This is a genomic window from Bacillus cereus group sp. BfR-BA-01523, assembly GCF_022662615.1.
In the GTDB taxonomy this organism is placed as follows: domain Bacteria; phylum Bacillota; class Bacilli; order Bacillales; family Bacillaceae_G; genus Bacillus_A; species Bacillus_A mycoides.
Map to the genome: position 1 here is coordinate 217,588 of NZ_JAKUDX010000002.1, position 13,263 is coordinate 230,850.

A 13,263-nucleotide genomic window follows, 5' to 3' on the forward strand; every position below is an offset into this window, starting at 1 on the left:
ATAGGAGATGAAAGGTATGCCCTTAAAAAACTACGGTGTATTAAAAGGTACAGTTATACAATCTAAGATTGGAAAAGGCAAAACACCTCATTATCAAGTTCATTTACAAGGTGAAGCAGGAGTAGATTATCGCATTGCAATTAACGTGAAATCGCAAAGTTATCCATCAGAAGTTTTATATTTTGCGAGCGACGATATTCGATCAGAGGCGATTCATATTTTACCGACATTACCGTTCGGTTTTACAGAAATAAAAAATAATGAACCGAAAGTAGCTTTAGATTATGTAAGAGGTAATTTATTTGATTCAAAGCAAATGATTCCTTTACCTGCTGAAAAAGCAGGAGTTGATAATGATTTAAATGAAAAGATAGAGCGTTATATAAAGCGAGCAATAGAAGAAAAGGCGATTATTTATGCGTTTGGTGAAAGGTGGGGACCAGAAGAAAAGGTTCCGGATTCGTATTTCCACTTTACACCTGGAAACGGTATACACGATATTCACATGAATCAAGGGAATGTAGAGAAATGGCAAGGGGATAATGGTATATGGCAAGATGGTGGTTTGCTCATTCATTTTGAAAAGAAAGAAGAGTGGGTAGGTATTTTCCTTGCTTTTCAGTCGCAATCATGGTGTACGGATGAAGAAGGGCATGCTCGTGTTCCGGTTGAGCATTGTGATTATAAGAGAAATAATTGATGGGAAGAGGGCGTTCACAATGAACGCCCTCCTCTTATTTTATAAAACACAAAACTCACAAGTGTAGAAATACAAGAGAAAAGAAGCGCCACACTAGAAAACGCAATGAGATACATATTATACTTCATCATTTTACCGATTAGTTGGTTACTATCGTACTGAAAAAGTCCTGCAATTATATTGAATAAAAATAACATGATAAACATGACGATAACACCGTCTATTGATCCTTTAATGTCTGGTTTACTTAAAGCGATATGTGCAGAAATACAAATGGCGATAAATAAAAATAACCAAAATGAAGGATTCAATAAATTGTTAAATGTAAATAAGCTTTTCAATAATACAAACGTCGATAGTAGCATGTTTTGGATCATGTCTAAGTTAATAGAAGTCGATGTAACAGTTTTTTCCAGATTCGTATTAAATAAATAATATGACTCTGGTACGAAATAGCGCATTAAAAGTATTAAGGCAGTAATACCAGAAATAATAGGACCGATGCCGATAAAGAAATTACCGATCCGTTGATATACGCTTTTTTGATTGTATTGATGTTGGACGTAACCTAAAGCTCCTTGACTTGTATCTGTCGGGAAGAACTGAGTTGCTACAATTTTATGGCGGAATAATAGACACATAATTGCATGTCCAAGCTCATGAACGGGAACACCAATCCACGCAGTTAAAAGAAATCCCTTCCTACCAAAAGCTCTCGACCAATACGTTCGTGTGAGAGATTCTAAATAACCTAATATAAATCCAATTACAATGATGACACCAATTAAAGAAAATAATTGGATCACGCTTGTAAGGAGTGTTTGAAAAATCGAGTTTACAAATTCCACTGTCTTCATCCAATCTGTTTAAAGTTTCACTTTATTTGCTCTGTTTCATAATACCATTATTTTTCTATAATACTAGCACACATAGTTTCGTTTAAAAGAAGGATTTCATATTCTTTTTCTTGTAGTCATGTTTTATGTACAAAGTCATATATTGAATTTGTAACACCCTATAAGGTATATGCTTAAGGAGGGATGAGAGAATGAAATGTCCGGCATGTCATACTGAAAATGCAGCGGAAGCAAGGTTTTGCGGGAATTGTGGACATTCGTTAACGGAAGAAGTGGTAGCGAGTGGTGGGCAGGAAGAAGGGCAGCTATCGCGCCCGGCACGAGTAAAGGAAAGTCGTCCGAATGAAACGGTAGAACAAGCGAAACAATTTGCAAGTGGCTATTTTCAGTTCTTTAAAAATGCTTTTAAATCACCATCGGCCATTATGAAAAGTGGAAATATTGAAGTGCGAAATGGAATTGCAACCCTTGTACTTATTTGTTTTTTAGGAGCATGTATTTTTTATAGAATGATGAGCGCAGCGGCGACTGTTACGAGGACATTAGTGCCAGATATAGCTACTCCTACTTTCTTTGGAGAATCTGTAATGGTCTTTTTCTTTTTATTAATTTTAACTTTATTTGTCGGATTTATTATTTTTGTAAGTGGTAAGATGATGAAATCATCTTTTTCTTTTCTTGAAGCATTCGGTATATGGGGGACGATAGCGACGCCAGCTATTGCTATACTAGTTCTTTCTTTTCTATTTAGTTTCCTATTGATCTTTTTTTTACCAATTTTATTAGGGCTGGCTACAACGTATATGGGAATTAGTATAATTGTAGCTATATTAAAACAAGACAACGGTGGAGTAGATCCTGTTTATACACTTATTATCGCAAATGTTTTAATTGGAATTGCAACGTTTATCGTGTTTTGGTCTTACATTAAAACGATAATCCAAACCTTTATCGGGGGATTAACAGGCTTCTAACGAAAAGGTGGTTGAACGGATGAATGTATGCACAAAGTGCGGGACTCATTTTGAAGACAGTGTGCAATTTTGTCAAAACTGCGGGACGAAGAGGCGGGATCCTGTAGTAAAGAAGCAGAAAATGAGCAAAGGGACAATAATTGGAATTACACTTTTAACATTTTTTATTATAGTATTGGGCGGATTATATGCGTATGGATCTTCATATTACTCACAATCATCGCAAGTAGAGAGAATTATTACTGTTTTACAAGAGAGGGACGGGGAGAAATTAGCTGAGATCACCACGACAGATGATCCAGCCGTTATTGTAACAAGAGAGAGTTTAACGCCTCTATTTTCATATATAAAAGAAAATCCATCTTACGTGAATGAATTGAAAGAATATTTGAGGCAAGGTGAAAAACAAGGGGATGGAATAGAAAGAGCAGATTTTTCTTTAACGAAAGATGGGAAACATTTCTTTTTATTTGATCGGTATAAAGTGAAAGCGAAGACGTATTATACGACGCTGCTTACAAATGAAAAAGGGACATTTTTAAAAATGAACGGAAAAGAAATTGATAAGACAAATGACAAAAAGTTTGAGAAGCAATATGGACCGTTTCTTCCAGGAACTCAAGTATTTCAATCCGAATATAAAAATGACTATGTAAAACTATTACGTGAAGAAAAGGTTGTACTTATGAAACAAAGTCAAAATAATGTGACGATAGATTTAACGTTACAAGGGCAATATATTACAGTTCAAACGAATGCGCCTGGTGCAACATTATATGTGAATCAAAAGCCAGTTACAGCGTTGGCCGGAGAAGAAATTACGTGGGGGCCGGTAGCAACCGATGGAAGTGCGGCGATTTATTTAGAACGAAATGGAGAAAACGGAAGGGAAACGACAAAGGTAGAAACGGTAACGGCACTGTCGGCTTATAATCTTCCATTTCAAAAGAAAAGTGTAGAAAAAACAGTTGTTTACAATGTTACTCCGCCTACGACTGGGTATGTATATAAGGGTTTCATCTTCCCTGATAGTGATATTCGAAAATTAACGAGTGCGGACTTAACATATTTATCGAAAGAACAGTTGAAAATTGCTAGAAATGAAATATACGCAAGGCATGGACATATGTTTCAAACGAAAGATATGCAAGCGTATTTTTTAAAACAGTCTTGGTACAGAGAAAATCCGTATTTTACAGGAACGTTAACGAGTGTGGAATCTTATAATGTTGAACTGATTAAATCAAGAGAATAGAGTGCATGAAAAAGGTACAGTGTATATTACTGTACCTTTTCTATGGTTGTTTAGCTGGACCAGGATCCCTTGAGAAAAAGATGTGAAAGAGGAATGTGACTTTACTTGCTCCTCCTGATGTACTTGCTTGCACATCAGATAAAGAACTAGACGTTAAAGCAGCTTCAGAACGAGGGGGAACGACTATTTTGAGTGCATCATCTGATTCTGATGATATAGTAACCGTTATTGTATCCTCAGAAAAGTTCACAATTTTAACAGTACCAACTGGGAAGATGGATTTGCGAGCGTGTGAGGCAGAAGCAAAGCGAATCGATTTCCAAATAGTTTGTGAGAAAGTGTCATTATCAGATAACCAAGCACGTGCACTGTATAAAGTTACACTAACGGTAAACTCTTGTTCAAGCGGGAGGGCTGGTCTCGGTTCTATCGGTTCCTCTGGAAGCTGGACGAGAAGGCCGGCGCACATGTATGTTTCACCTACTTTCAATAGTTACTGTTATAGCATATTAAACATCTTGTTTATAAGACACGACGGATACCTATTCATGCATAGGTTTGTGCACCAAATTTGTAGATAGAACTCTCTTTCTTTACAATGGAAGTAGGTGTTATTTCTATAAAATATGGAAATCGTAAAGAGTATGTAAAAAAGAAGGAGTGGTAAAGTGAACTATGTCATTATTGGCGGAGATGCAGCAGGTATGAGTGCAGCAATGCAAATTGTTAGAAACGATGAAACTGCAAATGTTGTAACGTTAGAAAAAGGTGAAATCTATTCATACGCTCAGTGCGGATTACCGTATGTGATTAGTGGTGTTATTGCTTCTACTGAAAAGTTAATTGCACGCGATGTAAAGACGTTTCGTGATAAATATGGAATTGATGCGAAAGTACGTCATGAAGTAACGAAAGTAGATACGGAAAAGAAAATGGTGTACGCAGAGCATACGGAGACGAAAGATGTTTTTGAATTTCCGTATGACCGTTTATTAATTGCGACTGGAGTGCGTCCTGTTATGCCAGAATGGGAAGGGCGAGATTTGCAAGGCGTTCATCTTTTAAAAACAATTCCGGATGCTGAGCGCATATTAAAAACGCTAGAAACGAATAAAGTTGAGGATGTAACTATTATTGGCGGCGGTGCAATTGGACTAGAGATGGCAGAAACATTCGTCGAACTTGGTAAGAAAGTAAGAATGATTGAGCGAAATGATCATATCGGTACGATTTATGATGCAGATATGGCTGAATATATACATAAAGAAGCAGATAAACACAATATTGAAATTTTAACGAATGAAAATGTAAAAGCATTTAAAGGACAAGAAAAAGTGGAACAAATTGAAACAGATAAAGGTACGTATAAAACAGATCTCGTTTTAGTATCTGTCGGTGTACAGCCAAATACTGATTTTCTTGAAGGGACAAATATACGTAAAACTCATAAAGGTGCAATTGAAGTAAATGCTTATATGCAAACGAATGTACAAGACGTATACGCTGCTGGTGATTGTGCGACGCATTACCATGTTATAAAGGAAACTCATGATCATATCCCGCTCGGAACGACTGCGAATAAACAAGGGCGACTTGCCGGACTCAATATGGTTGATAAACGAAGAGCATTTAAAGGTACGTTAGGTACGGGCATTATTAAATTTATGAATCTGACGCTCGCAAGAACAGGCTTAAATGAAAAAGAAGCGAAAGGGCTAAACATCCCGTATAAGACGGTCAAAGTAGATTCAACAAATATGGCAGGCTATTACCCGAGTGCTTCGCCACTTCACTTGAAATTACTATATCACGCCGATACGAAACAATTATTAGGCGGTCAAGTAATTGGAGAAGAGGGCGTAGATAAACGTATTGATGTTATCGCGATGGCACTTTTCAATAAAATGAGTATTCACGATTTAGAAGATGTCGACTTAAGTTACGCACCACCATATAACAGCGTTTGGGATCCAATTCAACAAGCAGCAAGGAGAGCGGAATAGCACTTTTTAAGTGCTATTTTTTTTGCAAAGGTAGGTAAACTTTTTTAGCGAATAATAAAGAGGGAGAAACAGTTACATATAGGGAAGGGGATTATTAAAAATGTTTGTAACACTTCAAACAGTTCAAGAATCAGAAAAAGAAATATTACGTAATTTGTACGCACTATATCTTCATGACCTCTCTACATTCACTCCTAATATAAAGATTGGGGCAAATGGATTTTTTGAATACGAAGATTTGCATATGTTTTGGGTAAATGATGGAATCACTCCGTATTTTATTAAAAGCGATACTGATATCGTAGGATTTTTATTACTATTGGAACGCCCGTTTTTGAAGAAGGAAAACGACTTTGGTATAAATGACATTTTCATATTGAATCAGTACAAAGGAAAAGGAATCGGTAAACAAGTTATTGAGAATGTATTAAAAGAGAAAAGAGGACAATATTTCGTTATCGAACTTGTGAAAAATATACCAGCAGTTTCTTTTTGGAAGAAAGTATATAGGGAGCTAAACATCGAATTTGATGAGAAAACACAGTTAATCGATGATGAAGAATGTCTCGTTCAAACGTTTAAAATATAATAAAATCGGTGCCCCTAGTAGATTACTTTGAAATTTAACTTTATCCCGCTATTTGCGGGCAGTAAGAGCCCGATTAGTGAGGGCTGATAATCAGTGGGGGATGAAGAAAACCTCCACTAATTAAAGTTTCACTTTATTTTGAATATACCGTTCACCCTTGAAAACATAGTACGTATCGCTTATATTGTCATATAGTATTTATTTTTTAATAAAGCAATGAACGAACCAGGGGGCACAGTATGGCAATTAACATGAATATAATCGAAGAATGGATTGCTGAATCAAATGCAAGAAACGAAGAAGACTTAGGAAACGTTGTTGAAGAGATGAAAGAAGTATGTGTCGGACTTGATAACGCGACATTAATTTATACGAAAAACGTATTTTGTTTCGGTAAGAAAGTAGAAGTATTCTTCTTCTTCCAAGATCACGTCGTTATCGGAGAAGAGAAGGAAGAGTATATTGAGATTGAAAAATTAAAGTATGATGACATTACAAATAGCAACTTAAAAACAAATGACAAAAATACAACGTTAGAACTAAAGTTTTCTAACGGGAAAGCTATTAATTTAGATAGTCTAAATGATAACTACGGTACGAAAAACTGGTTATTTGCAAGACAAATTAAGAGTATTTTTAAAGTAATCTAGTAAAAAAGGCAGACCTTGAAAGGTCTGCTTTTTTACTTATTTCCTATTAAACAAAGGCATCCTCTTTCTTCGTAACATTTCACGTTTGTAAATCCCGTCTTATAAAAAAGGTTTACTAATTCTTCGGTCGTCTTAAATTTATCCATATGATATTGGATTTTGAAAGTTTCAGCAACTAGTAAAAAGGATCCATTCGGTTTTAAGACGCGAAATACTTCTTTCATATCGTGTTCAAAATCGGGCCAAAAGTAGTGGGTTTGAAAAGCGGTAATGAGATCAAAGAAGTCCGGATGATATGGAATAGAGGAGACGCTTGCTTGATGAATAATTACTTTCGCTGCTTTGACATCCTTCATATTTGCTTTCTTTGAGTTTTCAACAGCTTGATTGGAGTAGTCGATCCCGTATATTTTCCCAAGCGGAGTTCGTTTTGAAAGAGTCTGTATGGTTTTACCACCTCCACAACCAATATCTAAAATAACTGCATTTTCACGTATATGTATTTTTTGTAAAGCCCAATTTGTTAGTCTCGTATGCGCAGCATTCATAATGCAAAGCATAGAGGAACCAATTGTCCCGCGAGGATTTTTCGCTTGCTCGATTAATCTTTGTAAAATACTCAATTCAAACTCTCCTTTTATATAAGAATATGTATTTATTTCGCTTTTAATAATTTAACTCCTTTAAAAAAAGCACGCCATTAATTGGCGTGCTTCTAATTATGCAAGGACCCTTTTAGCCAATTTCGCGCTCGATACGCCCCAACCGGAATTTGAATGAGTGAAGTTTCATTTCCGGCATCAATCCCGTACAATTGATCGCATGAATTTGTATCAAAACTTAGTAACGGATGCCCGCCCATCCCCATAGCGGTCGCAGCTAAAACGAGTTTATGAACGAGCATGCCAGCTTCCATTTGATGAATGCGATATCCTCTATAACCTAATTTATTTTTATAGTAATCTTTATTTCCGATTACATGTAGACAAAGTGGTACTTGAAAAAGGTTTACGTTATCCATCGTCATACTAGATTGCAGAGAATAACGAAGGTCTCCGTACCGAAGTGGCTGTATGGAATGTGTCCTACTGTTATAAGCGTAAGCGCCGTTTTCTATGTCTTTTACGTTATAAAAACATCCATATAGTGAGACTCGTGCGTTTTCATTTAAATATTTGCCATCAAGGTCGTTGTAATAAGGGAAGGAGAGGCTCGCTTCTTGTAGTAAAGTAGCGAGCTCGGCTGCATCCCATTTCGTTAAAATGAAGTCAGAATCAGGTGAATATCGTTTTTTACAAAGTTGTAAAAAATTATATGATAAACGTTCCAATTTAGGTAGCTGCATAGCGTGTGCACTATATTGTTGTCGTTCTTCACAGGTAAATGTTTGGAAGTGTTCTGTTGATTCAATCATAGATGACGCGTTTATTTTTTTTATCATCGGATAGTCATCTACATGTTTTGAACGAACGAAATGCTCATGTGTTAACGGCGGGATTTGTTGCAACAAGTCATGAGAAGTAACGGTTTTATTTTTACGATGATCATCATGAAACCAATCTGTATTCGGTTCTGTACTTAAAGGAATAACAGCATACACACTTTCTTCACCTTCTGACAGTCCAAGTAAATGATTCATTGCCCGATCTAGAAACTGAAAATATACACCATTTGTATAACCAAATTGTTTTGCGCATTCAAGTAATTGACCGATGAGAACACCGCTATCTAATCCTTGAAGACGATACGAAAAGTTATTGTATTTAAAGAAGTTTTTCCAAAACATAGTGGATACAAATGCAGCACCAAAACAAGAATGTATGTTACAACGATTGCCGAGTGCTTCTGTAAGATAAGAATCGAAATTTCCTTCACGAAGTAAGATAAGACGGTGGTGCGCGGCGTCGTAATGGTAAATGCCGTCTGGATAATGATCAATTTTTAAATACATATATAATTCATTTGGATATAAAGCACCCCCAGAAGGGATGAATCTTCGAAATAGAGTCGTTGTTTTATTATTTTCTAGGTTAGTAGTAGGCTGACATAATTGTGTTAAACCAAATGAGTACCAAAGATAATGACCGATTTCCTCTAAGGTAGGTTCAGTAGAAGAATTCCGCAAAGTTAATGGGATTTCTAAAGAGAGAGGGATTACTGGTAAATTTCGATATAATTTATAAGGAAGTGGTGCGTCTTCCCAGTCAATCTCTTTATCGGACGACATAATTTCATTAATAGAAAAATGGAGATGATGTAAAAAAGTATCAGGTTGCATCAAATTTCCCCCTCACTATGAATTATGGAAACGGATGCGGATGTGGATTTAAACTTTCATTCGTTAAAGGCTCAGCCCAATATCCAAGTGTCATCGGTACGGTATACACTCTATCCAGTCCTGTAACCCGAGTGAGATGGTGACCGAACGTCATCGGTAACATGCCTGGAATAATTACTTTTACACAATGTAAGCCGTTCTTTTCTATAAGGGGGACCGTTTGATCTACAACAATTACTTCAAGTCCAGATTGATGTAACCTGTTTAAAAGTTGATGAAGATCAGATGTTAAATCCATATCAAATGATTGTAATGCATTCATTTCTTGGAACGTTTGCACCGGGGCATCATCACGTAAAAGGAAGTGAAGACGTTCTTCCGCTTCTTTCAATCCATACAGCATACTATGGTCTTCCATTTGCGAAACAAGATATGGATCTTGTAAACAGTTTTCATATTTCTCTCTTTTTTGTTCAAGCTCTTCATCTGTTATAAGTAACATGCCCGCTATTTCATGAATTGCATTTTTTACAGCTCGAATTGGTTCCATATGTGCGCCGCCAGCACAGACGAGATTCATACCATCTTGCCTTGTATTTTTCGCAATGACCCATATGCTCGGAATACCATGTTCCATCGTCGCGTTGAAAACGTATAATTCATATCCAGTAATTGTGCGTAAGCGTTCCATCATTAATTGCAATTCAGTATCATTGGCTGAACTAAGATCGAGACGGGGAAGAGGTAATTCGGCATACCAAGTGAGCAAAAAGGCGTCACGCTCTACAATTTCTAAAATGCCGTGAAAAATTGCTTCTTCTAAACTACCACCAATGGCACATCCATTTGATGTTTCATACACGAAAGCATCTCTATGACCAAGGCTATAATAAGCGATTGATTCTGGAACTAGAAGGGGCCTGCTTTGTAATAAAGAATATCCCCATACCCAGTTTTGCTCATAATCAGGATCAAACGGCTTAAATGGAAAACTATCACGATTGTAATGTTCATTTGTATGTACACCAAGTGTGAGGGGATTCAGTGCAACATCTTCTAGCTCACGAAAACTGCCATGTACATTTGTTTTTTTCCCACGAGGTGACATACCGCAATAGCGTTCTAACCCTTCTAAAATAGCGGTTGCTTCACTAAGTGAAAATGAATGAGTCCGGCCCGCGACACCTTCATTTCCAAACAGTAACGGCATGTTTATAATGACATCAGCAAACGGTAATAAAGAATGTTGCATTTGGCCGTTTAAAATACCAGTCCGGTAATCTAAATAGTCTCTCGTTAAAAATGTGTTTAGCTCATGAATGGAACGACAGCGATACGTTTCAGTACTCGTTTTCAAACTTGGTTGTAAAGAAATTTGCGCTGCATCTGCTGTATCGTCAGGCAAATTGCTGCATACCGGACAGAGAGGGTCTGGGAGAAACGAATTCCGGGTACATTGTAACGTTTGTAAGTCCAGTAAAATGAGTTCGTTTTCTAAAGAAGAATATCCATGAGCTAATATTTTCTCTGTTTCAGCATGAATGAGCTGGCACATTTGTAACATTCCATTTTGGGTGGCGCGTACATCACGCCTCGTCACGTTCTCTGCTTTTAATGCATATTTTCGTTGTAGTTCCCACATTTCTCTTTGATCAAAGCCAGCTATAAACCGGCGTCCATCAGCGCAGTGGGAACATCCAGTTGTAAGAGGCTTCACGTAAGGACCGATAATACCTTCACCAAACGAAGTAAACGAGCGAAGCCACGGAATATTATTTGAGCGAAAGATAAGCTCAGCATCATGATGTACGGAAGAAGGAGACCCGTCATGTAAAACGAGAGCAAGATGAATGTTTTCAGGGAGAGCTTCTGTAATTGTATGCTGGCGGATGAGTGAATATTGCTTGCACAATTGCTCATGTACATAGTCTGTGAGTAGGCCATCTCCTATAAGTAGTATGTTTTGAGTCATTGGTCATCCTCCTTTGCAATTAATACTCCATATACACCGTCTAAGCTGTCTCTTAAAAATGACTCAATAGCTAAATCAAAAACGAATGGATACAAGTTGTTTTCCGCTAAATTTTGCAAAGCAACTTGTAAAGACTGTACGCCTGGAATTTCTTCCTCTTCTTGTATTGCTACTCTAACAGAATCCGTACTATATAAAACAATGGATGATTCCGGTAACATATTAGCTTTATAAGGAATCTCTTCATTTTGAATATGAAGGAGTGCCTGTTGCAGAGCATTTCTTAAAGCGAGTGTTATATTAATATTTGCCGCACCATACCATCTATCATTAATACCGATCCAAACGACAGGAAAACCAAGTAACTCCTCACTCATTCCTACTTTAGGTATTTCATGAATTGTAGAGAGAGCATCGTAGTAAAACCTACAATGTTTATCATGAATTTCGGTTAAATCAAGCTCTGTAATCTCTTCTAGCATATGTGATTGGCGTTCATATAACTTATTATTTAAATGTTTTTGGAGTGCTCGGTATACACCTTCTGTCATCGTTTCCCCAGCACCAATACCGATATCAGTATGTTCGGGGATAAGACGATGAATCATTTCAGCTACATATGTTTCAACTCCTGTTAAACCAGCTTCGCGGCGTGCTTCATTATGAGTTAATCCACCGCAAGTTATAGTAGGAAGGGGAGAGGTAGGTCCGTCTGATAATGGATTTGCAACTTGAATATTGCACTGTGATAAAGGCAATTGGTGTAAATCTTGTTCATCCCACATGTGGAATATGCCAGCTTCTTTAGAAGTTAACGTATCAAAAAAACGAAAAAGTTCAGTTGAAGTATATTGTCCGGAACGTTGGGCAAGGTTTTCTTGAAGATTTTGCACCGTATCAATTGTAAAGATTTCATCGGTTGCGAGAAGATGTTTTATGAAAGGGTGCCACTTTCCTTCAAGTGTTTCCAAGTTTAATAAAAAGAATTGAGGATTATGCTGCCTATGTGAATCTTCAGCGACATGTTTAAATAACTCAAAAACGATAACATTTGCTAACATTGCAGATGCAATTGGTGAGAAAGGTTCAGGTGGATTTTCACTTTGTAAAGTAGTTTCGTGTAGACGATGCCAAGCTGATTCCCAGCATTCTTCACGGTCTCTGGTTACGACGGGTCCAGCTAAACCAATTCTTGATAAGCAAATAGCTGGTATGAAATTTTTCTTAAACTCTCTACAAATAGTATGGATTGCTCTTAAACTTTCAATATCTCCATTTTGGGAAACGTATAAAATCCAGTCGAAAGGCTCGAATACTTCATGTAAAGGGCGATCAATTGTAATATCTATTTCTTGAATAAGTACATTGTCATCATTTGCATATGCACGTTCGCTTAGTTCATGAATTCGATCGTAGTTTGTTTCAGCACGATCTGTAACAAGATAATGGAATGTAGGTAAACCAGATTCTAATAAAGAAGAAACTAGGGAAGTAAGCATATCGCCAGAACCAATTATAAGCACATTTGCTGCACGGTACGTTTCGAATTTTAAAGCGCCTGAATGGGAATCAGCTTCTAAAAACTCAATTTGCGAAGCATATCTGTCGAGTAATGCACTGGTTAATTCGTGGGGAGCATCTTGGCTTACATCACGAATGAAACCATTTTCATATAAAATCTCTCCAATTTCAAATACACGATTTTGATAGGGGAGAGGGAGACCATCGGTTATCTCTGTCAAAGAATGATTACCGTTAAACATAGGCATTAATTTCTCAATCCAGTCATAAATTCCATCACCATCCATACGGAATGAACTGGAGTTATTTCGAAAGTAAACACCCCCGTTTGAATCGGGGAGGAAGAAAGTATCCTTATTTGCTTTAAGTTTTGCATGAACTGGAAGGTTATTCATGTTTATCCCCCTTACGTTTTAGGCATACATTGTTAGTCTATGTAGTGTGATTTGTCCCGTATGAACATA

General features: G+C 37.0%; 12 protein-coding genes. 6 read left to right on the forward strand and 6 right to left on the reverse strand.

The features are described from left to right. The first annotated feature begins 16 nt into the window (after positions 1-16). On the forward strand, positions 17-700 hold the full coding sequence (locus MR066_RS05495; protein ID WP_242246190.1) for a DUF2278 family protein: 684 nt from the start codon (positions 17-19) through the stop codon (positions 698-700). Between the two features lie 14 nt (positions 701-714). On the opposite strand, the gene MR066_RS05500 is transcribed toward MR066_RS05495, so the two are convergent. Then, a complete protein-coding gene (locus tag MR066_RS05500) occupies positions 715-1,548 on the reverse strand; it encodes a hypothetical protein (RefSeq protein ID WP_242246191.1) in 834 nt (277 codons plus the stop codon). Positions 1,549-1,748: 200 nt separating this feature from the next. On the opposite strand from MR066_RS05500, the gene MR066_RS05505 reads away from it, so the two are divergent. Beyond that, positions 1,749-2,531: a zinc ribbon domain-containing protein gene (locus MR066_RS05505; RefSeq protein ID WP_215587469.1), complete on the forward strand. Its 783-nt coding sequence runs from the start codon at positions 1,749-1,751 to the stop codon at positions 2,529-2,531. Between the two features lie 19 nt (positions 2,532-2,550). After that, positions 2,551-3,786, forward strand: coding sequence for a TcaA 3rd/4th domain-containing protein (locus tag MR066_RS05510; RefSeq protein ID WP_242246192.1), 1,236 nt, complete (start codon positions 2,551-2,553; stop codon positions 3,784-3,786). Positions 3,787-3,826: 40 nt separating this feature from the next. On the opposite strand, the gene MR066_RS05515 is transcribed toward MR066_RS05510, so the two are convergent. Further along, a complete protein-coding gene (locus MR066_RS05515; RefSeq protein WP_242246193.1) occupies positions 3,827-4,255 on the reverse strand; it encodes a hypothetical protein in 429 nt (142 codons plus the stop codon). Between the two features lie 199 nt (positions 4,256-4,454). Here MR066_RS05515 and MR066_RS05520 point away from each other — a divergent pair, with 199 nt between their 5' ends. The 3 genes from MR066_RS05520 to MR066_RS05530 all read left to right on the forward strand — a co-directional run bounded on the left by MR066_RS05520 (position 4,455) and on the right by MR066_RS05530 (position 7,028). After that, positions 4,455-5,789: a CoA-disulfide reductase gene (locus tag MR066_RS05520; RefSeq protein ID WP_242246194.1), complete on the forward strand. Its 1,335-nt coding sequence runs from the start codon at positions 4,455-4,457 to the stop codon at positions 5,787-5,789. A gap of 100 nt (positions 5,790-5,889) precedes the next feature. Continuing rightward, entirely contained in the window at positions 5,890-6,378 is a 489-nt protein-coding gene (locus MR066_RS05525) for a GNAT family N-acetyltransferase (RefSeq protein ID WP_002140882.1), read from the forward strand. A gap of 239 nt (positions 6,379-6,617) precedes the next feature. Beyond that, positions 6,618-7,028 carry a DUF3908 family protein gene (locus MR066_RS05530; protein WP_201051578.1) on the forward strand — a complete coding sequence of 137 codons (411 nt, stop codon included), beginning with the start codon at positions 6,618-6,620 and terminating at the stop codon, positions 7,026-7,028. Between the two features lie 32 nt (positions 7,029-7,060). Here MR066_RS05530 and MR066_RS05535 read toward each other — a convergent pair whose 3' ends face one another. The 4 genes from MR066_RS05535 to MR066_RS05550 all read right to left on the reverse strand — a co-directional run bounded on the left by MR066_RS05535 (position 7,061) and on the right by MR066_RS05550 (position 13,194). Further along, positions 7,061-7,651 (reverse strand): class I SAM-dependent methyltransferase, encoded by a 591-nt coding sequence (locus MR066_RS05535; protein WP_219301743.1) that lies wholly within the window; start codon positions 7,649-7,651, stop codon positions 7,061-7,063. Positions 7,652-7,743: 92 nt separating this feature from the next. Continuing rightward, complete coding sequence (locus tag MR066_RS05540) at positions 7,744-9,306, reverse strand: SagB family peptide dehydrogenase (protein ID WP_242246195.1); 1,563 nt, start codon at positions 9,304-9,306, stop codon at positions 7,744-7,746. A 22-nt stretch (positions 9,307-9,328) separates the two neighbouring features. Beyond that, positions 9,329-11,278 carry a TOMM precursor leader peptide-binding protein gene (locus tag MR066_RS05545; protein WP_242246196.1) on the reverse strand — a complete coding sequence of 650 codons (1,950 nt, stop codon included), beginning with the start codon at positions 11,276-11,278 and terminating at the stop codon, positions 9,329-9,331. Then, complete coding sequence (locus tag MR066_RS05550; protein ID WP_242246197.1) at positions 11,275-13,194, reverse strand: putative thiazole-containing bacteriocin maturation protein; 1,920 nt, start codon at positions 13,192-13,194, stop codon at positions 11,275-11,277. Before MR066_RS05550 ends, MR066_RS05545 begins: the two co-directional genes overlap by 4 nt. Between the last annotated feature and the right edge of the window lie 69 nt (positions 13,195-13,263).

Bases quoted from the DNA above. Each gene is read 5' to 3' on its own strand.
- MR066_RS05495 (WP_242246190.1), top strand. From the start codon at position 17: ATGCCCTTAAAAAACTACGGTGTATTAAAAGGTACAGTTATACAATCT.
- MR066_RS05505 (WP_215587469.1), top strand. From the start codon at position 1,749: ATGAAATGTCCGGCATGTCATACTGAAAATGCAGCGGAAGCAAGGTTT.
- MR066_RS05510 (WP_242246192.1), top strand. From the start codon at position 2,551: ATGAATGTATGCACAAAGTGCGGGACTCATTTTGAAGACAGTGTGCAA.
- MR066_RS05515 (WP_242246193.1), bottom strand. From the start codon at position 4,255: ATGTGCGCCGGCCTTCTCGTCCAGCTTCCAGAGGAACCGATAGAACCG.
- MR066_RS05525 (WP_002140882.1), top strand. From the start codon at position 5,890: ATGTTTGTAACACTTCAAACAGTTCAAGAATCAGAAAAAGAAATATTA.
- MR066_RS05530 (WP_201051578.1), top strand. From the start codon at position 6,618: ATGGCAATTAACATGAATATAATCGAAGAATGGATTGCTGAATCAAAT.
- MR066_RS05540 (WP_242246195.1), bottom strand. From the start codon at position 9,306: ATGCAACCTGATACTTTTTTACATCATCTCCATTTTTCTATTAATGAA.
- MR066_RS05545 (WP_242246196.1), bottom strand. From the start codon at position 11,278: ATGACTCAAAACATACTACTTATAGGAGATGGCCTACTCACAGACTAT.
- MR066_RS05550 (WP_242246197.1), bottom strand. From the start codon at position 13,194: ATGAATAACCTTCCAGTTCATGCAAAACTTAAAGCAAATAAGGATACT.